Source organism: Pseudomonas fluorescens, assembly GCF_902498195.1.
GTDB classification, from domain to species: domain Bacteria; phylum Pseudomonadota; class Gammaproteobacteria; order Pseudomonadales; family Pseudomonadaceae; genus Aquipseudomonas; species Aquipseudomonas fluorescens_BU.
The window spans coordinates 550,299-572,842 of the sequence record NZ_CABVIY010000005.1 but is presented as its reverse complement, the minus strand read 5'-3'; the positions used below and the strand labels follow the sequence as shown (position 1 = coordinate 572,842).

At 60.6% G+C, this 22,544-nt stretch carries 22 protein-coding genes and 1 rRNA gene; 15 read left to right on the top strand and 8 right to left on the bottom strand.

All coding sequences use genetic code 11. From position 1 onward, the window contains the following. Positions 1–187: 187 nt before the first annotated feature. Positions 188–303, top strand: a 5S ribosomal RNA gene (rrf, locus tag F8N66_RS21375). Positions 304–426: 123 nt separating this feature from the next. Here the strand turns inward: rrf and F8N66_RS21370 are convergent. The 4 genes from F8N66_RS21370 to F8N66_RS21355 all read right to left on the bottom strand — a co-directional run bounded on the left by F8N66_RS21370 (position 427) and on the right by F8N66_RS21355 (position 5,404). Beyond that, positions 427–2,928 (bottom strand): TonB-dependent siderophore receptor, encoded by a 2,502-nt coding sequence (locus F8N66_RS21370; RefSeq protein ID WP_150772072.1) that lies wholly within the window; start codon positions 2,926–2,928, stop codon positions 427–429. 90 nt (positions 2,929–3,018) lie between these two features. Further along, the gene (locus F8N66_RS21365; protein WP_150772071.1) at positions 3,019–4,032 is read right to left on the bottom strand and encodes a FecR domain-containing protein; all 1,014 of its coding nucleotides are present in this window, start codon (positions 4,030–4,032) and stop codon (positions 3,019–3,021) included. Next, positions 4,032–4,532 carry a sigma-70 family RNA polymerase sigma factor gene (locus F8N66_RS21360; RefSeq protein ID WP_150772070.1) on the bottom strand — a complete coding sequence of 167 codons (501 nt, stop codon included), beginning with the start codon at positions 4,530–4,532 and terminating at the stop codon, positions 4,032–4,034. Before F8N66_RS21360 ends, F8N66_RS21365 begins: the two co-directional genes overlap by 1 nt. A gap of 161 nt (positions 4,533–4,693) precedes the next feature. Beyond that, positions 4,694–5,404: a GntR family transcriptional regulator gene (locus F8N66_RS21355; protein WP_150772069.1), complete on the bottom strand. Its 711-nt coding sequence runs from the start codon at positions 5,402–5,404 to the stop codon at positions 4,694–4,696. A gap of 196 nt (positions 5,405–5,600) precedes the next feature. Here F8N66_RS21355 and lapG point away from each other — a divergent pair, with 196 nt between their 5' ends. Further along, a complete protein-coding gene (gene lapG, locus F8N66_RS21350; protein WP_150772068.1) occupies positions 5,601–6,293 on the top strand; it encodes a cysteine protease LapG in 693 nt (230 codons plus the stop codon). Positions 6,294–6,307: 14 nt separating this feature from the next. Next, positions 6,308–8,254: a cyclic di-GMP receptor LapD gene (gene lapD / locus F8N66_RS21345; RefSeq protein ID WP_150772067.1), complete on the top strand. Its 1,947-nt coding sequence runs from the start codon at positions 6,308–6,310 to the stop codon at positions 8,252–8,254. Between the two features lie 85 nt (positions 8,255–8,339). Here the strand turns inward: lapD and F8N66_RS21340 are convergent, their stop codons facing one another. Beyond that, positions 8,340–8,705, bottom strand: coding sequence for a tryptophan synthase subunit beta (locus tag F8N66_RS21340; protein ID WP_150772066.1), 366 nt, complete (start codon positions 8,703–8,705; stop codon positions 8,340–8,342). 230 nt (positions 8,706–8,935) lie between these two features. On the opposite strand from F8N66_RS21340, the gene F8N66_RS21335 reads away from it, so the two are divergent. Genes F8N66_RS21335 through F8N66_RS21320 form a run of 4 tightly spaced genes read left to right on the top strand, consistent with a single transcriptional unit; the run spans position 8,936 to position 12,630 of the window. Beyond that, entirely contained in the window at positions 8,936–9,832 is an 897-nt protein-coding gene (locus F8N66_RS21335) for a TauD/TfdA dioxygenase family protein (protein ID WP_150772065.1), read from the top strand. Between the two features lie 18 nt (positions 9,833–9,850). Then, on the top strand, positions 9,851–10,876 hold the full coding sequence (locus F8N66_RS21330; RefSeq protein WP_150772064.1) for an ABC transporter substrate-binding protein: 1,026 nt from the start codon (positions 9,851–9,853) through the stop codon (positions 10,874–10,876). A 5-nt stretch (positions 10,877–10,881) separates the two neighbouring features. Beyond that, the gene (locus tag F8N66_RS21325) at positions 10,882–11,742 is read left to right on the top strand and encodes an ABC transporter ATP-binding protein (protein WP_150772063.1); all 861 of its coding nucleotides are present in this window, start codon (positions 10,882–10,884) and stop codon (positions 11,740–11,742) included. A gap of 21 nt (positions 11,743–11,763) precedes the next feature. After that, positions 11,764–12,630 (top strand): ABC transporter permease, encoded by an 867-nt coding sequence (locus tag F8N66_RS21320; RefSeq protein WP_150772062.1) that lies wholly within the window; start codon positions 11,764–11,766, stop codon positions 12,628–12,630. Between the two features lie 74 nt (positions 12,631–12,704). Here F8N66_RS21320 and F8N66_RS21315 read toward each other — a convergent pair whose 3' ends face one another. After that, positions 12,705–13,727: an RHS repeat-associated core domain-containing protein gene (locus tag F8N66_RS21315; protein ID WP_150772061.1), complete on the bottom strand. Its 1,023-nt coding sequence runs from the start codon at positions 13,725–13,727 to the stop codon at positions 12,705–12,707. A gap of 276 nt (positions 13,728–14,003) precedes the next feature. On the opposite strand from F8N66_RS21315, the gene F8N66_RS21310 reads away from it, so the two are divergent. The 4 genes from F8N66_RS21310 (at position 14,004) to F8N66_RS21295 (ending at position 19,411) form a co-directional block, all read left to right on the top strand. Then, a complete protein-coding gene (locus tag F8N66_RS21310; protein WP_150772060.1) occupies positions 14,004–14,924 on the top strand; it encodes a LysR family transcriptional regulator in 921 nt (306 codons plus the stop codon). Between the two features lie 293 nt (positions 14,925–15,217). Further along, on the top strand, positions 15,218–16,750 hold the full coding sequence (locus tag F8N66_RS21305; protein WP_150772059.1) for an MFS transporter: 1,533 nt from the start codon (positions 15,218–15,220) through the stop codon (positions 16,748–16,750). Between the two features lie 25 nt (positions 16,751–16,775). Then, entirely contained in the window at positions 16,776–17,843 is a 1,068-nt protein-coding gene (locus F8N66_RS21300; protein ID WP_150772058.1) for an HlyD family secretion protein, read from the top strand. Further along, the gene (locus F8N66_RS21295) at positions 17,840–19,411 is read left to right on the top strand and encodes an efflux transporter outer membrane subunit (RefSeq protein WP_150772057.1); all 1,572 of its coding nucleotides are present in this window, start codon (positions 17,840–17,842) and stop codon (positions 19,409–19,411) included. The genes F8N66_RS21300 and F8N66_RS21295 overlap by 4 nt, the downstream gene beginning before the upstream one ends. A 15-nt stretch (positions 19,412–19,426) precedes the next feature. On the opposite strand, the gene F8N66_RS21290 is transcribed toward F8N66_RS21295, so the two are convergent. After that, complete coding sequence (locus F8N66_RS21290; protein WP_150772056.1) at positions 19,427–20,185, bottom strand: slipin family protein; 759 nt, start codon at positions 20,183–20,185, stop codon at positions 19,427–19,429. Between the two features lie 2 nt (positions 20,186–20,187). After that, a complete protein-coding gene (locus F8N66_RS21285) occupies positions 20,188–20,721 on the bottom strand; it encodes an NfeD family protein (protein WP_150772055.1) in 534 nt (177 codons plus the stop codon). A gap of 196 nt (positions 20,722–20,917) precedes the next feature. Between F8N66_RS21285 and F8N66_RS21280 the strand changes: the two genes are divergently transcribed. The 4 genes from F8N66_RS21280 to F8N66_RS21265 all read left to right on the top strand — a co-directional run bounded on the left by F8N66_RS21280 (position 20,918) and on the right by F8N66_RS21265 (position 22,352). Further along, positions 20,918–21,379, top strand: coding sequence for an aminoacyl-tRNA deacylase (locus F8N66_RS21280; protein ID WP_150772054.1), 462 nt, complete (start codon positions 20,918–20,920; stop codon positions 21,377–21,379). Positions 21,380–21,508: 129 nt separating this feature from the next. Then, positions 21,509–21,754 (top strand): DUF2789 domain-containing protein, encoded by a 246-nt coding sequence (locus F8N66_RS21275; protein WP_150772053.1) that lies wholly within the window; start codon positions 21,509–21,511, stop codon positions 21,752–21,754. Positions 21,755–21,835: 81 nt separating this feature from the next. After that, positions 21,836–22,081, top strand: coding sequence for a type II toxin-antitoxin system Phd/YefM family antitoxin (locus F8N66_RS21270; protein ID WP_150772052.1), 246 nt, complete (start codon positions 21,836–21,838; stop codon positions 22,079–22,081). Continuing rightward, positions 22,071–22,352, top strand: coding sequence for a type II toxin-antitoxin system RelE family toxin (locus F8N66_RS21265; RefSeq protein ID WP_150772051.1), 282 nt, complete (start codon positions 22,071–22,073; stop codon positions 22,350–22,352). Before F8N66_RS21270 ends, F8N66_RS21265 begins: the two co-directional genes overlap by 11 nt. The last annotated feature ends 192 nt before the right edge of the window (positions 22,353–22,544 follow it).

Genomic DNA, 22,544 nt, shown 5'->3' with positions numbered 1-22,544 from the left:
CATCCCGAACTCAGAAGTGAAACGATGCATCGCCGATGGTAGTGTGGGGTTTCCCCATGTGAGAGTAGGTCATCGTCAAGATTAAATTCCGAAACCCCAATTGCGAAAGCAGTTGGGGTTTTGTTTTAGTAGAAGTCACCCATTTTCACTGGCACGTTAGGTTTCTAACGGGCTGGTTGCAGAATTTCTTGACGACCATAGAGCGTTGGAACCACCTGATCCCATCCCGAACTCAGAAGTGAAACGATGCATCGCCGATGGTAGTGTGGGGTTTCCCCATGTGAGAGTAGGTCATCGTCAAGATTGAATTCCGAAACCCCTGTCTGCTTGCGCAGACAGGGGTTTTGTCGTTCTGGGGCAGTAAAAAACCCAGGCGAAAAAAAGCCAGCCCCTGGATTCAGGCGCTGGCTTTTTTATGATCGGTGATCAGAACTGGTAGCTCACTGTCGCGGAGACATTACGCTCCTCGCCCATGTAGCAGAAGTTCAGGCTGGCACAGGAGGCGACATAGGACTCATTGGTCAGGTTGTTCGCATTCAGGCGTACATCCACGCCCTTCAGGCCCACCTTGCCCAAGTCGTAGCCGACGGAGGCGTCGAACAATGTATACGACGGTACCTTCATGGTGTTTTCCGCATCGGCCCAGCTGTAACCCACATACCGAACCCCGCCACCCAGTCGCAGGCCATCGAGCGCTGCGCTGTCGAATGCATAGTCAGCCCAGATCGAGGCCATATGCCGCGGTGCCTGGGTCGGTGAGTTGCCCTTGTTTTCAATGACGTCAGTGTCTGTGCTCAACGTGCTGATCATCGACTTCGAGTATTCGATGTCGGTGAAGGTATAGCTGCCGAGTACTTTGAGATGGTCGGTCAGTTGCATATGCGCTTCCAGCTCCAGGCCCTGGGAGCGGACGGCACCGACAGCACGGTAGAAGTTTTCCTGCGGCAGTTTGGTTGCCAGGTTTTCCTGGTCGATACGGAACAGCGATGCCGTGAACAGGTTGTCAGTGCCTGGAGGTTGATACTTCAAGCCGACTTCCCACTGCGTACCATCGGTAGGTGCCAGCGGGTTGCCGGCACTGTCGGCGTAGGAGTTCGGGTTGAAGGACTCGGAATAGCTGATGTACGGCGCAATGCCGTTATCGAACAGATAAAGCGCGCCGGCGCGCCCTGTCAACTTGGTGCGCTTGTCATTGATTTCAGTACCCTGTGGGCGACCGCTTTCCGCCAGTCGATTCTCCTCGGAGGTTTCGACCCAGTCCTGGCGCAGGCCGAGGGAGAAGCGCCATTTGTCCATCTCGATCAGGTCTTGCAGGTACACGCCGGTTTGCTCCAGGCGACGCAAGTAACTGGTGTCCCCGAAAGGATCGATCGCCGCGTTGCCATACACCGGATTGAACGCATCGATTGGCGCAAGGCCGCCGCTGGACCAGTCAACCACCGTCTTGCGACGCTGGTAATCCGCTCCCATCAACAGGGTGTGCCTGGTCGCGCCGGTGAAGAACTCCGCTTGCAGCATGTTATCGACGATGAAGGCGTGGAGTTTTTCGTCTCCACCGGTGTAATAGCGATTCAGCTCGTTGCTGGCAGGTGTAGTCCAGCCATAGGCATAGACCTGATCCATGTTCACTTTGGAATCCAGGTAGCGGAAGTTCTGCCGTGCGGTGAAGACGTCGTTGAAGCGATGCTCGAACTGATAGCCGAAAGACTGCTGGTCACGCTGATAACCATCGACACTCGGCTCGCCCTCGAAGAAGTGCGGGGAGATCCGGTTGCCGTTGCGCTGGTGCAGGGTGCCATCGGCCGGAACACCGCCGTGGTAGCCGCCATCGGGATCATGTTGCAGATAGGCCTGCAAGGTCAGCGACGTATCTTCGGTGAAATCGATGCTGACCGTGGGGGCGAGGGCGAAGCGTTTTTCCTTGTTGTGATCGAACTGTGTGTCGGACTGATCCGCCAGTCCTGTCAGGCGGTAGGCGATGCGCTTGTCGTCATCCACAGGGCCGCTGAAGTCGAATCCAAGGCCACGTTGGCCCTGATTGCCTGCCGTGGCTTGAATCTGATGATAGGGCGTGTACAGCGGCTTCTTACTGGTCAGCGCCACCAGGCCGCCCGGTGAGCTGCGCCCGTAGAGCACCGAGGAAGGACCTTTGAGGATGTCCACGCGCTCGAGGAAATAGGGGTCCACCTGCATGGTGCTGTAGGTGCCGCTGTCCCCCATGGATTTGAGGCCATCGAGGTAGATGTTATCCACCGAACCGTCGTTGAAGCCGCGCATGGCGACATAGTCGTAGCGGTGGGTCGCGCCGTAGGGGTTGGTCAGTACACCGGGCGTGTAGCGCATGGCCTGGGACACCGTTTGTGAGCCCTGGTCGTCCATTTGCTCGCGGGTGACGACGGAGACACTTTGTGATGTTTCCAGCAGCGCCGTGCTGGTCTTTGTGGCGATCTGGCTGTGTGTCGCGTTGTAGCCCTCCATGCTGCCCAAGGCGTTGCCCAGGGCGAAGCCCTTGATGTCCGTGGCGGGCAGTGCCATTGCGTCGCTGTCGGCGACAGGCCGCAACACATAGCGGCTGCCATCCTGGCTGACAGCCATCAGGCCCGAACCGCTGAGCAAATGGCTCAAGGCTTGATCCGCCGAAAAGTCCCCCTGCAAGCCAGGTGATTGATGACCCTGGGTTTGCTCCGGGGTCATCGACAGGGTGATGCCGGCCTGGCGCGCGAACTGATTGAGTACGTCGCTCAAGGCCCCGGCCGCGATGTTGAAGCGTTGACTGCTGGCCTCGCTGCCCTCGACGGCATGTCCGAGGCCTGGTACCAGGCCGACACCTAATGCAGTGGAAAACAGGGCAGCGCGAATGGCGTGGCGCAAAACGCCGGATTTCGCCGTGAAATGCAGAGGGTTCTTGCAGGCGGAGCGGACAGTCATTGTAGGTTTCCGTGGGAAGTCGCTGAGGCTGAGTTGAAGTGCTTACTGACTAAGCCGGACTCGTTCGGAAAACCCGCCAAAAAAACTGCTTCAGACTTGCCGTTCGAGGGTGACCCACCAGCGCGTGCGATAGCGCAATTGCACGGGCAAGGTTTGCGGCAGGATGGCCAGCAGCTTGTCGGTGTCCTCCAGGCGGAAAACCCCGGACAGTCGCCAGTCGGCAATGTCGGCTGCGCACCCCAGGTAACCCTGGCGATACCGCCCGACTTCCTTGAGGAAATCCCCGAGCCGCATGTTGCGGGTCACGATCAAGCCATCCGCCCAGGCGCCGACCTCCATGTCCAGTGGCGGCGCCATCTGCGCTTGCCGGTGATCGATCAAGTAACTGTGACCGGCCTGCACGTGAATCGGTTGGGCGTCGACCCCCAGTGGCGAACGGATCACCACCTGGCCATTGGTGACGCTCAACCGCGTGCAGTCGGCGTCCTGGCGCAAGATAAAGCGCGCGCCCACGCCTTCGTACACGCCGTGACGGCTCTGGACCCTCAAGGGGCGGTCGAATGGAGCGCCTTCGTCGGCGCCGCCGCAGGTCACGATGATCTCGCCGCGGGTCAGTTCGATCAGGCGCTGCTGCGGCGTGTAGTCCAGATCCACCGCGCTGTCGGTGTTGAGTTCCAGCCGTGTGCCATCTGGCAATTGGAACGCACGGCGCTCGCCCGTGGCGGTGGCGAAGTCGGCGCTCCATTGCTGCCAGCCGATGACATCCTTGCCCAGCCACGCGGCCGACCCCATCAGCAATACCCCCGACAGCAGCTTCAGCGCCTGGCGTCGGCCCAAGCCCTGGGCGCTGTTTTCCAGGGTATTGAAAGCGACCTGCGCGCCGGGCACCGCTCGCAGGTTGTTGCTCAACTCCGAATGCAGCGACTGCACCCGCTGCCAGGCCAGCTCGTGTTCATGGTGCGCCGCGCGCCAGACATCGCATTGCTGGCGCAGCTTGGGGTTGGCGGCGTTATTGCGCAGTCGCAGCAGCCAGTGGATGGCTTGCTTGACCACCTGTTGCTGCGGCTCCGCGTGCCGGTTCAGCGAGAGGTTATCGACCGGCATCAGGCGTGATACCGCAGCGTGTAGCAATGGAAAAGCGCATCGGCCACATAACGCTCCACCGAGCGCAGGGACAATCCCATGTGCTCGGCAATCTGCTTGTGGGTGAGGCCTTCGCACTGTGCCAGCAAAAATGCCTGGCGCACTTTCGGCTTCAGGCCTTCCAGCAGACGGGCGATGCTTTCCAGCAATTCGAGTACCAGTGCCCGGGATTCGGCGCTGGGCGTTTCGGCCTCGGGCAAATGGGCGATGGTTTCCAGGTAGGCACGTTCGATTTCTTCCCGACGCCAATGATCGATCACCAGGCCGCGTGCAATGGTGCGCAAAAAAGCGCGAGGCGCCTTCAACTCCAGGCGCTCGGTTCTTTGCAGCAGGCGGACAAAAGTGTCCTGGGCCAGGTCCGCGGCATCGGCGGCATTGCCCAGTCGGGCGCGCAGCCACCTGTTGAGCCAACCGTGGTGGCTGCTGTAGAGCGCCTGTACTGCAAACTCGGGTGAGGACATGAACAAGACTGCCCGGACGTCACAAATGATAATTAGTCGCATTGTCATCAAGGGACGGGGAATTTGCAACAGCTGTCGGGGCTTACGTCAGTGCGAGCGCGATATCGTTCATTCGTGAGCAAGCCCGCTTTTGCCTGGGGCGAGGGCTGGACGCCGGGGTTCTATTTCGAGGTCTTTGCGCCCTGAACTTCGGCACTATTGAGGTAGCGGGTAATGACTTCCACCCCACGATTGAGGTGATGTTCCAGCAGCCTGATTGAGGTTTCAACGTCACGATGTTCGGCAGCCAGCAACAGCGCCCGGTGATCTTCCTGGGACAACTTGCCCAAGCCCATGGCTTCCAGGTTGAAGCGCAGGAAACGTTCCTCCTCGTTCAACCCGTCTTCAACCAGTTTCAACAGGCGTTTGTTGGGTGCCTTGCAATAAAGCGACATGTGGAAGAGGCGATTGAGCCGGCCGATCTTGCTGTAGTCGTGTTCGGTTTCCAGTTCGTCGATATAGCGGGCGGCCTGTTCCAGATCCTCGGCCTCAAGCAGCGGGACCGACAGGCGCAGCGCTTCGGACTCCAGCAGGATCCGCAGTGCGTAGGTTTCAGCGGCATCGCCCTGAACCAGCGGCGCAACCACGGCGCCTTTATGGGCGACTACGCTGAGCAATGCCTGGGCTTCGAGCTGGCGCAAGGCTTCGCGCACGGGCATGCGGCTGACGCCAAACAGGTCGGCGAGGTCTTGCTGCCGCAGGGCAATGCCCGTTGGCAAGCGACCATCGAGAATGGCCGAGCGCAGGGTTTCTTCGATCACCGAGCGTGCCAAGTGAGCGGGAATCGGCCCGTCGACCTTGATACTGCTGAGAGGGTTGGGCTTTTGTGTCACTACAACGCACCCTGATTGACTGAAATAATTTTGGATCCAACTGACACTAGTGACTGCCTGAGCGCTTGTCAAACCTGCATTAGAGCGCTTCACCTTCAGTTTAGCGCGCCCGCGGTGATCGCACCGTGCCATTGTTTTTTAACGGGCTAACCTACACCATCAATCGACTTCGACCTGCCTTCCTGGATGCCTCGCCTTGGCGGTACGTTTCCCCCTCCCCCGACTGTTGCGCTGGCCTTGCAGTGCGTTGCTGCTGGCCGGGGTGATGCTGGGCGCTGTACAGGCCGATTGGGATTTTTCCCTGATCAGCCGCAGGGCGCAGGCATTGTACGGAACTTTGGGCGAAGGCCGGCAGCGCATTGAAGACTGGCAACAATTACTGGCCACCGAGCAGCAGGCCAGTGAGCTGGAGCAGCTCAACCGGGTCAACCGTTTCTTCAACCAGCGCATGCGCTACGTTGAAGACATCGACCTGTGGCACCAGGACGATTACTGGGAAACCCCGATCGAGGCCTTGTGGAAAGGTGCCGGCGATTGCGAAGACTACGCTATCGCCAAGTACTTCAGTCTTCGCCATCTCGGCGTTGCCAGTGACAAGTTGCGCATCACCTACGTAAAGGCGTTGCGCCTGAACCGCGCGCACATGGTGCTGACCTACTACGCAAGCCCGGACGCCATGCCGCTGGTGCTCGACAGCCTGATCGACCCGATACAGCCCGCCAGCCAACGTACGGATTTGCTGCCGGTCTACGCTTTCAATGCAGAGGGGCTGTGGTTGCCGGGCGCCAAAGGCAACCAGAAGGTCGGTGATACCAAGCGCCTGTCCCGGTGGCAGGATCTGCTGAAGAAAATGCAGGCCGAAGGATTCCCGGTCGAGACCATTCACTAGGAGCACGCCCACAGATGTCTTTGTTCAAACAGCTGTTGATTGCTATCTGCCTGTTCCTGGTCGTCGCCTTCACCGGCAGCTTCATGGTCAGCCTGGAGAGTTCGCGCACCCAGTACGTCAACCAGTTGCGCTCCCACGCCCAGGATGCAGCGACGGCACTGGCGCTGTCCCTAACGCCGAACATCGACGATCCGGCGATGACCGAGTTGCTGGTCAGTTCGATCTTCGACAGCGGTTATTACGCGAGCATCCGGGTGGTTGATCTGTCCAGCGGCAAGACCCTGGTCGAGCGCAGTGGCATTCCCGCCGATACACGCGTGCCGGACTGGTTCGTCCGGCTGATCGGCCTGGAGCCTGCCGGTGGCGACGCGATCGTCAGCCGCGGTTGGGAGCAGGCGGCGCGGGTCGAAGTGGTCAGCCACCCGATGTTCGCCCTGGCCAAGCTGTGGCAAAGCGCCTTGGGCAGCCTGGCGTGGTTGCTGATCTGCGGCGTGGTCAGCGCGGTGCTGGGCGCGCTGTTGCTGCGTCGGCAATTGAAGCCGCTCGACTACATGGTCCAGCAATCCCACGCCATCGCCCGTCGCGAGTTCCTCAGCTTGCCGCAGCTGCCGCGCACCCCTGAATTGCGGCGTGTGGTGCAGGCCATGAACCAGATGGTCGAGAAGCTCAAGGCGCTGTTTCAGGAACAGGCCGAGCGCAGCGAAAAACTGCGGGTCGAGTCCTATCAGGACAACCTGACCGGGTTGGCCAACCGCCGTTATTTCGAAATGCAATTGAACGCGCGGGTGAGTAACCCCGAGCAGGCCAGCTCCGGTTACTTGCTGTTGTTGCGCGTCAAGGACCTGGCCGGCCTGAACCAGCGCCTGGGCGGTCAACGCACCGATGCGTTGCTCCAGGCGGTGGGCGAGCAACTGTCCCGCGAGTGCGCGCGATACCCCGAAACCCTCAACCTGGTCACCCGGATCCGTGGCGGCGAATTTGCCGTGCTGGCGCCAGGGCTGGTGCGCGAGGAAGCGTTGCAACTGGCGCAGCACCTGGACACGGCCATGGCCAGCCTGCATGCGACCGGCGCCACCGACGTGGCCTCGGTCGCCGCGATCGGGCTGGCGCCTTTTGTTCATGGCGACGCCCCGCAAGCGGTGCTCGGGTTGGCGGATCAGGCATTGGCCCAGGCCGAAGGCCAGGTTGATTCGAATTGGGTCTGCCTGGATCACGGTGCCTTGACCGACATCGGCGATGACCATCACGCCTGGCACAACCTGTTGGATCGGGCGTTGAATCAGCGGCAATTCAGACTGTATTTCCAGCCGGTGGTGGCCAGTCAGGACACGCAACTGGTGCTGCATTACAAAGTGCTGTCACGGCTGATCGATGATCAGGGCCAGAGCATTGCGGCCGGGCGCTTCCTGCCGTGGTTGCAACGCTTCGGCTGGAGCGCGCGGCTGGATCGGCTGATGCTGGAACTGGTGCTGGAGCAGATGGCCGATCACGACGCGTCGCTGGCGCTGAACCTGTCGTCGGCCACCCTGGAAGATCCGCAGGCGTTGAACGCACTGCTCGAACGGCTGCGTGCGCATTCCAATCTGGGGGCGCGGCTGACCCTGGAAATCGGCGAAGAACAATTGCCGGAGCAAGCCATGCTCGAAGACCTGACGCGGCGTTTGCGCGGGCTCGGGTTCTCGCTGAGCCTGCAACATTTCGGCGGGCGCTTCAGCATGATCGGCAACCTGGCGCGGCTCGGGTTGGCGTACTTGAAGATCGACGGCAGTTACATCCGCGCGATCGACCAGGAGAGCGACAAGCGCCTGTTTATCGAAGCCATCCAGCGCGCGGCCCACAGCATCGATTTGCCGTTGATTGCCGAACAGGTAGAGACAGAGGGTGAGTTGGCGGTGATTCGGGAGATGGGGGTGTATGGGGTGCAGGGGCGGTTGGTGGGTGAGCCTGGGCCTTGGGATTGAGCCCAAAAGATCGCAGCCTTCGGCAGCTCCTACCAGGGTACGCGTCTCAACTCAGGCGCTGCCGAGGGCTGCGATCTTTTCGGTATCAGATAAACCCTTCCTCATCATCACCCACCAGATGACTTAACCCGCCCAACGCTTCCCGCGCCTGGGTCCGGTCCATCAGTTTGGCCTGCGCGGCGGCCGGCAGGTCGGTGACGAGAATGACGCCTTTGCTGATCAGCACCTCGATCAAGTCGTCGAGTACCCGGATCATTTCCAGGTCGCTCTGCTTGAGTTGCTTGAGCTGTTTAATCTGCTTGAGCTGGTTGAGGCTGGTGGCCATGACTTCGTTGGCAAACCAGGCCTGGAGATCAGGGTGGTCGGCCGGCAGCGTTTCCGTGGATTCGGCGTAGGCTTCGGCTTCGACGCGCATCAGTTGTCCTTCCCTATTGCGTTGCACGTAGAACATGGAGCATCCCTCAGAAGTGAACCGCGTCATGCTGTCAGCAGCATAGGCGAAATACGCCATATGGTTATTCACTAACGGTATTTAAAATCCTGTTCTTATATCTATAAAGTCACACCCCTGCGTACCTGCCGACCAATCGGCGCGCCGCACGACACGAACCAACACGACATCCGTGAGTTTCTGATCGACGTGCGCGCCCCCTTTGTGCGTGCCGTGCGTGGGAGTGATTTATGTCTTCAGCTACGGCTACCCCAAGCGCCGCGACCATCGCGCCGCAGTTGTTCGAAATCCGTCCGTTCAGTGGCGCCGTCGGCGCCGAAATCATCGGCCTGGATCTGTCCCGCCCGATCAATGATCAGGACTTCGCCCGCATTCACCGTGCGCACCTGGATCATCACGTAGTGGTGTTCCGTGACCAGCGCATTACCCCCGACCAACAGATCGCGTTCAGCCGTCGTTTTGGCGTGTTGCAGATCCACGTGCTCAAACAGTTCCTGCTGGCCGGGCATCCGGAAATCCTCATCGTTTCCAATATCGTCGAGAACGGCCTGAACATTGGCCTTGGCGATGCCGGCAAATTCTGGCACTCCGATCTTTCCTACAAGGAACTGCCAAGCCTGGGCTCGATGCTGCATGCCCAGGAGCTGCCATCGGAAGGGGGCGACACCTTGTTCGCCGACATGCACAAAGCCTGGGACAGCCTGCCCGAGGCGTTGCGCAAAGCGGTCGAAGGCCGCTCGGCGGCGCACTCCTACACGGCGCGCTACAGCGAGACCAAATTCGAAGGCAACTGGCGCCCGACGCTGACCCCGGAGCAACTCGCCCAGGTGGCCGAAGTCATCCACCCGGTGGTGCGCACCCACCCGGAAAACGGCCGCAAGGCGCTGTTCGTCAGCGAGGGCTTCACCACCCGCATCGTCGGCCTGCCGGAGGACGAGAGCCAACAATTGCTGGCCGAGCTCTACGCCCACAGCGTGTTGCCGCAAAACATCTACCGCCATCAGTGGCAGGCCCATGACCTGGTGTTCTGGGACAACCGTTCGTTGATCCACCTGGCTGCCGGATGCCCGAGCTACCTGCGCCGCAAGTTGTATCGCACCACCATTCAGGGCGACGCGCCTTTCTGATTTGCCGGAGATTTGATCATGTCCAAACGTCTTCCCTTTGCACCGCTGGCCGCGGCCATCGGCCTGGGTTTCAGCCTGATCGCCGGCAGCCTGGTGGCGCCCACCGTGGCCCACGCCGAAGGTGAAATCCGCATTGCCGAACAATTCGGCATCGTCTACCTGTTGCTCAACGTCGTGCGCGATCAGAACCTGATCGAGAAGTACGGCAAGCAGGAAGGCATCGACATCAAGGTCGACTGGACCCAGCTGTCCGGTGGCGCGGCGGTCAACGATGCGTTGCTCTCCGGTTCCATCGACATTGCCGGTGCCGGCGTCGGCCCGCTGCTGACCATCTGGGACCGCACCCACGGCAAGCAGAACGTCAAGGCCGTGGCCTCCCTGGGCAACTTCCCGTACTACCTGGTGAGCAATAATCCGAAGGTCAAAACCATCGCCGATTTCACCGAGCAGGACCGTATCGCGGTGCCGGCGGTGGGCGTATCGGTGCAGTCGCGCTTCCTGCAATACGCGGCCGCCAAGCAGTGGGGCGACAAGGAATTCAATCGCCTCGACAAGTACACCATCGCGGTTCCGCACCCCGATGCCACGGCGGCGCTGATCGCTGGCGGTACCGAGCTGACCGGGCACTTTTCCAACCCGCCGTTCCAGGATCAGGCGCTGGAAAACAAGAACGTGCACGTCGTGCTGAACACCTACGACCTGCTCGGCCCGAACTCGCCGACGGTGTTGTTCGCCACCGAGAAATTTCGCAACGAAAACCCGAAAACCTACAAAGCCTTCATCGACGCGCTGACCGAAGCCGCCACCTTTGCCCAGAACGATAAAGGCGCGGCGGCGGACACTTACCTCCGTGTCACCAAGGCCAAGATCGATCGCGCCGCGTTGCTGAAAATCATCGACAACCCGCAGTTCGAATTCAGCGTCACACCGAAAAACACCTATCCGCTGGCCGAGTTCCTGTACCGCGTTGGTGCGATCAAAAACAAACCGGATTCGTGGAAGGATTACTTCTTCCAGGACGCCAAACCGCTGCAAGGGAGCTGACAAAAATGAACGCCCCTTTGCAAGGCCACACGGTCAGCAAACCGGCCACGGCAGCCCAAGCGCTGCTGTCGGTCGATAACGTCAGCCTGGAATACCGCACGCCGCAACGGGTGGTGCGGGCGACCCATCAAGTCAGTTTCGAAATCGATCCGGCGGACCGCTTTGTCCTGCTCGGGCCGTCCGGTTGCGGCAAGTCGACCTTACTCAAGGCCGCCGCCGGGTTCATCCAGCCAGTGGAAGGCGAGATCCGTTTACAGGGCCAGCGCGTCGATGCGCCGGGGCCGGACCGGATCGTGGTGTTCCAGGAATTCGATCAACTGCCGCCCTGGAAAACCGTCAAACAGAACGTGATGTTTCCGCTGCTGGCCTCTCGTACCCTGAAGAAAAAAGAAGCCGAAGAACGGGCGCTGCACTACCTGGAGAAGGTCGGCCTGGCGGCGTTTGCCGACGCCTATCCGCATACCTTGTCCGGTGGCATGAAGGCACGGGTGGCCATCGCCCGGGCCTTGGCCATGCAGCCGAAAATCCTGCTCATGGACGAACCCTTCGCCGCACTCGATGCGCTGACCCGACGCAAGATGCAGGAAGAGTTGCTGCTGCTCTGGGAAGAGGTGCGTTTTACCTTGCTGTTCGTCACGCATTCCATCGAAGAAGCGCTGGTGGTGGGCAACCGCATTCTGTTGCTGTCACCCCATCCGGGTCGGGTGCGGGCGGAGGTCCACAGTCATCAATACGATCTGCACAGCCTTGGCGGCGTGGCGTTTCAGGCGTCAGCGCGACGCATTCACCGGTTGTTGTTTGACGAAGGCCAGTCGCCGGAAACCGAGCGCGAGCTGGATTTCGCCGACATCCGCATCGCTTATTGAGCCAGTTGAGAGGAGGGCCCGATGAGCCATTTATCATCCCCGCGTGAAGAATTTGAAACCGTACTGCATCCCCTCACCAGCGTGCCGCTGGAGCGCGAACTGCCCCTCGGCCAACGATTGTGGCAACAGGGCTGGATTCGCAAAAGCCTGATCCTGATACTGCTGGCGGTGTTGTGGGAAGTGGTGGCCCGCGTGCAGGACAACGACCTGCTGCTGCCCAGCTTCCTGCAAACCTCGCACGCGCTGTACGACGGCTTGCTCAGCGGCGAACTGCTGGGCAAGGTGTGGATTTCCCTGGTGGTGCTGCTCAAGGGCTACCTGATCGGCATCGTCCTGGCGTTCGGCCTGACCACGCTGGCGGTGTCGACCCAGTTCGGCCGCGACCTGCTCAGCACCCTGACCTCGATGTTCAACCCGCTGCCCGCCATCGCACTGCTGCCGCTGGCGCTGTTGTGGTTCGGCCTGGGACAGAACAGCCTGATTTTCGTGCTGGTGCATTCGGTGCTCTGGGCGCTGGCGCTGAACACCTACGCCGGGTTCCTCGGCGTCTCGGAAACCCTGCGCATGGCCGGGCGCAATTACGGCCTCAAAGGCATGCGCTTCGTGCTGTTCATCCTGATCCCGGCAGCGCTACCGTCGATCCTCGCCGGCCTGAAAATCGGCTGGGCGTTTGCCTGGCGCACCTTGATTGCCGCCGAGCTGGTGTTTGGTGCCACCAGCGGCAAAGGCGGGTTGGGCTGGTACATCTTTCAGAACCGTAATGAGCTGTACACCGACAAGGTGTTTGCCGGGTTGGCGGTGGTGATTTTGATCGGGTTGCTGGTGGAGAATCTGGTGTTTGATACGCTGGAGCGGGTGACGGTGAAACGGTGGGGGATGCAGCGTTAGCTTGAATTGGTACCGATCCTGGAATGGCACCTTGTCGATAGAGATGATTTCTGTCCCGTTGATTATCACAATCTTTAGCTTTTTCTTATAAATGTATTTTGGGATTGCCCAGTATCACGATTCACAAAAGCTACAAATGGTACTGGGCTGTTCGAGCGAGAGGAACTTGCGCTGGAGTTGGAGCTGGAACTTGAATTCCAATTATCAAGCGCCGCTTGATTGAGCAGAGGAGGGGGCGGTGGCGGCGGGGGTAGGTGAGCACCGCTATACGGTGATCCTCCCAGAAGGCTCTCTTTTACGAGAATCGGTTCGATTGGAACGGGACCATCGTAGAGAGTTCGAGCCGCGTCAAAGCTGTTCAAGCGTGGTCTTCCAACAGGGCCACTGCCCCCTCCATTGGAAATTGAAGGAGGAGGTGTTGAGCGAGGAGAACGATGCGCAGCAGCGCCCGCCGCGTACCCTGGGTGATGCCTTTTCGTGGTAGCGCCCCACTCACCGATTGCCGGTGAACTGTTTCCTCTCGGGCCGGGAGCCCCACTGACAATTGACCCTACGCCCGTCAGTGCTTTGAGTTCCCCTGTTTTTTCAGGGCGCATCGGCACTGTCACAGCCTCTACTCTTCCTGTGGCTTCCAAAGCTTGGCTTCGGTTGGGACCTGTAACGCCACTGCCACCGAAGAAAAAGTCTGCAGTGCGAGTAACAGCCTTGCGTAGCCCGCGAGGCAAACCAGGAAAAAGCGGAGCATGCCCCGTCGGATCCGAACGGTTTACCGGATCCCCCACGCAATACATATAGGCATTCAACCCACCCCGCCAAAACGGACTCCAACTGTCCGGACTGTGAAAACGCATCAGTGTCGGGTTGTAGGCGCGGTAGCCGTTGCCTAGCAAATACCAGCCAATTTTCGACTCGCGCAACTGCCCGTTGAAGCCCAGTCGCGTTTGCACTGGCTCCGGTGCAGATTGCTCGCCGTAGGCGCAATACGTGATGGCGTTCGTTTTGCCATCGACGACTTCGCCGATCACGGACTGGCTGCTGTCAGTCGCCAGCAGTACTGTGCGTTGTCGGGTCGGGTTGTGTTGATTGAGTTGGGTCATATCGAAAGCCTGGGCGGGAATGCCGATGTGATGACTGGCCTAGTTTTACCCGCCTCGGTAAAGGTTGAGAACTAGCAGAACTGATAGTGGTTCCGGGTGCCTTCGCGGGCAAGCCCGCTCCCACAGGGGGCTGTGGTGAATGCAAAATGTGTGGTCGCCACCGAACGTGTGGGAGCGGGCTTGCTCGCGAAGAGGCCGGAACTCCCAACCCATCAATTGGAAGATGTTTGTTAGCATTGCGTCTGAATCAATCCTGATCGGCCAAGAGTGCTCAGCATGCAACTACCGGACATGAACCTCCTGGTCGCCCTCGACGCCTTGCTCGACGAAGGCAGCGTGGTGGGCGCGGCGCGGCGGATGAACCTGAGTCCGGCGGCCATGAGCCGGACCTTGACGCGGATTCGCGAAGCCATCGGCGATCCGATCCTGGTGCGTGCCGGCAGGGGACTGGTGCCCACGCCCAAGGCGCTGGAGTTGCGCGATCAGGTGCGCGAGGTGGTGGAGCAAGCCGCACAGTTGTTCCACTCGGCGCGCGTGGTTGATCTGGCCAGTCTGCGGCGGCGGTTCAGCATTCGGGCCAATGATTTTTTCATTGGCATTTACGGCGGCAAGTTGTTCGACACCATGGAGCGTCAGGCGCCGCACTGCGAGTTGCGTTTTGTTCCGGAGGGCGATGGCGATGACGAAGCCTTGCGTGAGGGGCGCATCGACCTGAGTGTCAGCAACAACCGGCCGCTGATGCCGGAAGTGAAAGTGCAGAATCTGTTCTCCACCCAGTTTGTTGGCCTGGTGCGCGAGGATCATCCGCTGCTCGATGAAGAGATCACCGCCGAGCGTTTCGCCGGGTTTTCCCACATCAGCATGTCCCGTCGCGGCATCGCTCGCGGGCCGATCGACGCCGCGCTTAACGCGCTCGGGCTGGAGCGGCGGGTGGCGGTGATCGCACCGAGCTTCCATGCGGCGATGTTCGCCTTGCCCGATTCCGACCTGATCCTGCCGGTGCCCAGGGAAACGCTGTTGAGCGTGCGTCGCCTGGGGTTGAAATTGCGCTCATTCACCCTGCCGGTACCCTTACCGACCATCATGCTGACCCAGGCCTGGCATCCGCGATTCGACAATGATCCTGCCCACCGCTGGCTGCGCGAAACCCTCAAGACCTGTTGCGACGAGACGTGGCTGGCCGCTCAGCCGGTTTGAAAATCAAAAGGTCGCAGCCTTCGGCAGCGCCTGCTCATAAACGCGAACTCCTGTAGGAGATGCCGAAGGCTGCGATCTTTCGCTTGTTCTAACACCTATGGATGGTGGTCCTGCCTGCTGTGGCGGTGTTAGCTTTTCCCCGTCGTTTCTGTCGCGGGACACTGTGCTGTCCTCGCCCATTTTCGTGATTTCATTGCTGCGTCCAGCGCACTTATACATTGCCAATAAGTCAGTTTTCGTCAGCGATTGGCCTTCGTAGACTGCCCCCCTACTTTTTTCGGAGTTGTGAACCGATGACCTCCCTGACGGCCTCGGTGCCTCTGGCCGCGCCCACGCCGGCCGCCCCGCCAATGATCTTTGGCCTGCGGATCATCATTGGCCTGGTGGGTGTGCTGCTGGCGGTGCTGGTGTCGGGCCTCAACGAGATGGTGGTCAAGGTGGCGCTGGCCGATATTCGTGGCGCCCTGGCCATCGGCTATGACGAAGGCACCTGGATCGTCGCCGCCTATGCCGCGACTTCAGTGGCCGCCGCGGCTTTTGCGCCCTGGTGTTCCGTTACGTTCTCATTGCGCCGCTTCACCCTCTACGCCATCAGTGCCTTTACCCTGCTGGGCGTGCTGTGCCCGCTGGCCCCGAACTACGAAAGCCTGCTGGTGTTGCGCACGTTGCAAGGCCTGGCCGGCGGCGCGTTGCCGCCCATGCTGATGACCGTTGCCCTGCGGTTCCTGCCACCCAATGTGAAGCTCTATGGCCTGGCCGGTTATACCCTGACCGCCACCTTCGGCCCGGGTCTGGGCACGCCGTTGGCGGGGTTGTGGACGGAGTATGTCGGTTGGCAATGGACCTTCTGGCAAATCGTCATCCCGTGCCTGGTTGCAATGGTCTTCGTGGGCTATGGAATCCCGCAGGACCCGCTGCGGCTGGAGCGATTCAAACAGTTCAACTGGCGCGGTTTGCTGCTGGGTTTTCCGGCGATCTGCATGCTGGTGATCGGCATCTTGCAGGGCAATCGGCTGGACTGGTTCGAATCGAATTTGATCTGCGCCTTGCTGGTGGGTGGTTCGTCGTTGCTGGTGGCGTTCCTGATCAACGAATGGTCGCAGCCTATTCCGTTTTTCAAGATGCAGATGCTCGGCATTCGCAACCTGTCGTTCGCCTTGCTGACCCTGTCCGGGGTGCTGGTGATTCTGCTGGCGGTGATCATTATTCCGTCCAGCTACCTGGCGCAGGTCCAGGGTTATCGCCCGGTGCAGACCGCGCCGATCACCTTGCTGGCGGCGCTGCCACAGCTGATCGCGCTGCCGCTGGTGGCGGCGCTGTGCAACCTGCGCTGGGTCGATTGCCGCTGGGTGCTGGGGATCGGTTTAGCCATGTTGATCGTGTCCTGCCTTGGCGGATCACAGCTGACGTCGGAATGGATTCGCGACGATTTCTACATGCTGCAACTGCTGCAGATTTTCGGTCAGCCCATGGCAGTGCTGCCGCTGCTGATGCTCTCGACCGGCAGTATCAACCCCATGGACGGGCCGTTCGCGTCGTCCTGGTTCAATACCGTGAAAGGCTTGGCAGCGGTGATTGCCACCGGCGTGCTGGAGACGCTGACCACCGCGCGGCTGCACTTTCACTCGACGATGCTGGTCGATCGCCTGGGCAATTCGCCCTTGGCCGATGCCGATAGCGCCGGCCTTGCCCATCGGCTGCATGAGCAGGCCGTGGTGCTGACCGCCTCGGACCTTTACCTGTGCATGGCCGGCATCGCCGTGGCGCTGATTCTGCTGATTTTCTGGATGCCGACGCGGATCTATCCACCGCGCGCACCGACCTGAATGCTCCATTGAAACCGAGGTTTTTATGACAACTCAATCCAAGCAAAAAGTGGCCGTGGGCGTTGCCGTCGTGATTGCGGTGGGCGCGCTGATCTATCTGCTGGTGCCCGGTTTGTCCGGCCAGCGCACGCAACAAAGCACCAATGACGCCTATGTCTCGGCGGACTACACGCTGGTGGTGCCGCGCGTCGCCGGCTTCATCAAGCAAGTGCTGGTGGAAGACAACCAGCAGGTCAAGACCGGGCAGTTGGTGGCGCTGATCGATGACCGCGATCTGCGTGCCGCCGCTGAAGCATCGGCCGCGGAAGCGCTGATGGCCCAGGCGCAGCTGCAAAACGCCCGGGCGACCCTTGAGCGCCAGGCTTCGGTGATCGCCCAGGCGCAGGCTTCGGTGGTCTCGGCCAAGGCTGAACTGGCCTTTGCCGAGCATGAACTCAATCGCTATAACCATCTCGCCGGGGTCGGTGCCGGGACGGTGCAGAATGCGCAACAGGCCCGTACGCGCATTGACCAGGCCAGTGCACGGCTGACCAATGTCACGGCGGTGCTCGCGGCGGAACGCAAGCAGGTGGACATCCTCACCGCCCAGCGTGACGGCGCAGAAGGTGGCTTGAAGCGGGCGCAGGCCAAGCTGGAAATTGCCAGCTACGAACTTTCCTATACGCGCATCGTCGCCCCGCAGGACGGCATGGTGGGCGAGCGGGCGGTGCGGGTGGGCGCCTACGTCACGCCGGGCAGCAAGCTGCTGGCGGTGGTGCCGTTAGCACAGGCCTACGTGGTGGCCAACTTTCAGGAAACCCAGTTGACGAATGTGCAGCCGGGGCAGGACGTGCAGGTGCGCGTCGACACCTTTGGCGGTGCGACGCTGAACGGGCGCGTGGAAAGCATCGCCCCGGCCACCGGCGTGACGTTTGCCTCGGTCAAGCCGGACAACGCGACCGGCAACTTCACCAAGGTCGTGCAGCGGATTCCGGTGAAGATTGTGCTGGAGCCGGGGCAGCCCTTGGCCGAGCGGTTGCGCGTGGGGATGTCGGTAGAGGCGAGGATTGATACCGCCAGTGCCGGTGTCGAACATGAGGTTGCGCAGCGATGAGGATCTTTGGTGATTGGTCTGGCGCTTTCGCGAGCAAGCCCGCTCCCACATTGGGCCGGTGCAATGCACACCATTTTGGCCAAAAAAATGATCCCTTGTGGGAGCGGGCTTGCTCGCGAAGAGGCCGGCTGCCTCAGCTAATTTCCAGTGCCTTGCTCGTGATGAGCCTCACAGCCTGCACCGTCGGTCCGGACTTCCATAAACCCGAAGCCCGACAAATCACCGAATGGTCGGAACCTGCGAAAGCCGCACCCAGCCAGGCCATCACCGAGACCCTGAACGAACGCTGGTGGGAGGTGTTCAACGACCCGACACTCTCGGCCCTGAGCCGGCGTGCCCTGACCGACAACCTCGACCTCAAACTGGCCAGCAGTCGCCTGGAACAAAGCCGCGCCGTGCGCCAGGTGATCACCGCCGATCGCTACCCCACGACCGCCGCCACCGGCAGCTATGCGCGCAAACGCAACAGCAGCGAAGGCCTGAACGACCCGTCGGGGCACAACGGCCATTCCGCGTTCAATCTGTGGGATGCCGGTTTCTCCGCGTCCTGGGAGCTGGACTTCTGGGGCCGGGTGCGCCGCGAAACCGAAGCGGCCGACGCCACCCTGGAAGTCGCGGAAAACGACCGTCGAGGCGTGCTGTTATCGGTGCTTGCCGAAACCGCCCAGGACTACATTCAACTGCGCGGCGTGCAAAACACTCGCGCCGTCACCGAACAGAACCTTGAGGTGGCGCGCCACAGCCTGAAGCTGTCGCAATTGCGCCTGGGCGACGGTGTCGCGACCGACCTGGACGTCGCCGAAGCCGCCGCGCAAGTCGCGGCCATCGAGTCGCGCCTGCCAGCGCTGGAGCAGCGCCAGGCACAATTGATCAACGCCTTGAGCCTGTTGATGGGCGAACCGCCCCAGGCGCTGGCGGCCGAGTTATCCACCGACGCGCCCGTGCCACAGACGCCGCGCCAGGTCGCCATCGGCCTGCCGTCGCAACTGGCCGAGCGCCGCCCGGACATTCGCCAGGCCGAAGCCCGTTTGCATGCCGCGACCGCGAGCATCGGCGTGGCCAAGGGCGATTTCTATCCGCGCATTACCCTGTCGGGCAATGTCGGTTCCCAAGCCATGCAATTGAGCGACTTCGGTTCATGGGGTTCGCGGGCGTTCGGCATTGGCCCGCAATTCACCTTGCCATTGTTCGACGGCGGACGCTTGCGCGGGGTATTGAACCTGCGCGAAGCCCAGCAACAGGAAGCGGCCATTGCCTACCAGCAAACCGTGCTGCGTGCCTGGCATGAAATCGATGACCAGTTGAGCGCCTACAACGCCAGCCAACTGCGCCGCGACAGCCTGGCCGAAGCCGTGCGCCAGAACCGGATCGCCCTGCAAACCGCGCAACGGCAATACGTGGAAGGCGTGGTGGATTTCGTCAACGTGCTCACCGTGCAGGGCGCGCTGCTGGCGACCCAGGAGCAATGGGTCGAAAGTTCGACCGGCGTGTCGCTGGCGGCGGTCGGGTTGTACAAGGCGCTGGGTGGCGGATGGCAGTCGGTTTATCCGTTGACGGCGCAGCGTTGAGTCAGCGCGTGCGGTTCAAGGTTTCGGCGACAAATCCGCCATGCCCTTGAGCAGTTCGATCGGCAACGGAAAGACGATGGTCGAGCTCTTGTCCCCGGCAATCGAACTCAGCGTCTGCATGTAACGCAGTTGCATGGCGCCGGGTTGGCGGCCGAGCATTTCGGCGGCTTGCATGAGTTTTTCCGAGGCCTGCAACTCGCCTTCGGCGTGGATCACCTTGGCCCGGCGTTCGCGCTCGGCTTCGGCTTGTTTGGCGATGGCGCGGACCATCGATTCGTTGAGGTCCACGTGTTTGATCTCGACGTTGGCCACCTTGATGCCCCAGGCGTCAGTCTGGGCGTCGAGCACTTGCTGGATGTCGATGTTCAGCCGTTCGCGTTCGGCCAGCAGCTCGTCGAGCTCGTGTTTACCGAGCACTGCGCGCAGGGTGGTTTGCGCCAATTGGCTGGTGGCCATCAGGAAGTCTTCGACCTGGATGATTGCCTTCTGCGGATCGAGGACGCGGAAGTACAGCACGGCATTGACCTTGACCGAGACGTTGTCGCGGGTGATCACGTCTTGCGGCGGGACGTCGAGGACGATGGTCCGAAGGTCCACGCGAACCATTTGCTGGACCACCGGAATCAACAGGATCAGGCCCGGGCCCTTGACCTGCCAGAAGCGTCCGAGCTGGAACACCACCCCGCGCTCGTACTCGCGCAGGATGCGAAAGGTCGCGCCTGCCAATGCGATCAGCAATAACAGCAGCGCGACAAAACCCAGCTGCAGGCCCATGGTCATTCTCCCATTGGTACCGCGTCAGTCGCGGCCACTTCCAGCATTAAACCCTTGCGTGCCACCACCAGCACCCGCTGGCCGATTTGCAACGGCTTGGCGCTCGACACTTGCCAGCGTTCGCCCTGTAAATGCACCCAGCCGTGACAGGCATCGCCGGCCTGCAATGACAACACCGGCGTCACGCTGCCCAGCAGTCCGGCGTCGCCGCTGACGTTATGGCGCGGTCGGGTTTTCAGGGCACGGACCAGCAGGAATATCAGCAACAGCGCGCTGATCAGCCCCAGGCCGATCATCAGGGGGGCGGGCATTTGGGCATTGGTCAGGATGACCGCACCGATCACGAACATCACAATCCCGCCCAAACCGATCACGCCGTAGTTGGGCAGGGCCGCTTCGGCGATCAGAAAGGCAATGCCGAAGGTGATCAGCCAGAGGCCGACGGGGTCTGGTGTCGGCAGGCTGCCAGGGTCCGCGGCGAAGGCGTAACCGCTCAACGCCAACAGCCAGGCAATGGCAAAACAGTGCGTGTTCACGTGACCCTCCGGGAGAGCCGCAGGTGGTTCTGTATACAGTTTAGTTGACGTGCCAGCTGTCTGGATTTTGCCCGGTTGTCGACCTGTCCGATGGGCGGATTTCCCGCCGGGTCGTGCAGGCCAGCCTAGACTTTCAGTACGTGCAAGAGCGTTAACCATCGTCCGCCAGGCTTTATTGCGGACACCGAGGTGCATCATGCGTATGGCAAGAACCGTGCAGCGAAGCCTGGAAAAGGCTCAATGCGACTATGACATCGTCACCCACCCCCACTCGGCCAGCAGCCTCGAAACGGCGAGGGTCGCGGGCATTCCCGCCGAGCGGGTGGCCAAATCGGTGATCCTCGACGACCACCATGGTCATTACCTGATGGCCGTGCTGCCCGCCAGCCGTCACCTGGACCTGAGCAAAGTGCGCAGCAGCGGCGAATGGCAGGTTTCCCGGGAAAGCAATCTGCCGCACCTGTTCGACGACTGCGAACGCGGCGCTATTCCCGCCCTGGGTGAGGCCTATGGGCTGGACGTGGTCATCGACCCCCTGCTGACCCGGCAGAAAGACATCTACGTGGAAGCCGGCAACCACATCAACCTGCTGCACATGAACATGCCGGACTTCCTGAAAATGGTGCCGCATGCGGAGGTGCGGGAGTTGAGTGATTAGATTTGCGACGACAGTGCTGCCGTCTTCGCGAGCAGGCTCGCTCCTGCAGGGGGTCGCGTTTCTCCTGTGGGAGCGAGCCTGCTCGCGAATGACGGCGAAGCAGTCACCTCACCCGAAAAGGAGCCAGACATGGAAAACCCAACCCACAGCCTTCCTTCCCTGTTCAAGCAACTCGGCCTGCCCGACGACGCCGAAAACATCGACAAATTCATCGCCACCCACTCACCGCTTAAACCGGAACTGCACCTGGCCGACGCGTTTTTCTGGAGCCCGAGCCAGGCGGAGCTGCTGCGCAATGAAATTCTCGATGACGCCGATTGGGCAGAGGTGGTGGATCAACTGGATGTGATGTTGAGGAAGGGGCGGGGGGTATGACAATCCGATAAAGAGCAGCTTTCAAGTTTGCCGCAAGGGTAAAAATAGACCAGAATTACGACCTCATTTGAGGTCTTTATTATGCAAAATGTTCTAGCCGACATGGCTGTAAGCGTATCCGAGCTAAAGAAAAACCCGACTGCCGTTTTGAATGGTGCCCACGGCGGGCCTGTCGCTGTGCTGAATCACAATCGAGTAATGGGTTACATGGTCCCGGCGGATGTCTTCGAGGCGATGATGGAGCGCCTCGATGATCTTGCCTTGGCGGATATTGTGCGCTCTCGTCGTCATGAAACGCCGGTCCCGGTAACCCTGGATGACCTATAAGCTCGAATTCCTGCCGTCCGCACGCAAGGAGTGGGACAAACTGGGTCATACGTTGCGTGAGCAATTCAAAAAGAAACTGGCTGAGCGGCTTGAGCTGCCTCGAATTCAATCCGACGCACTGCATGGCATGCCTGATTGCTACAAAATCAAGCTGAAGTCGTCGGGATACCGGCTGGTCTACGAGGTTATAGATGAGCGTGTAGTCGTTTCTGTGGTTGCTGTCGGAAAGCGCGAACGCAGTGATGTCTATGAACGGGCCAGGAAGCGCTGAAGGTTTTGAGAGTTTTACCGATTCAGGGCCGATCAACTTTCAAACTCAGCAACGACCTTTGACGTGACCTTTACGTGTTCATGGTCGGCTATTTGTTTCAAAACTTGACGGAAAAACCCCTCCAATGCGATATTGATAGTTAGCAAACTAACAGTGTGCATTTCCTCGTGCCGAATACTCTCGACGCTCTCC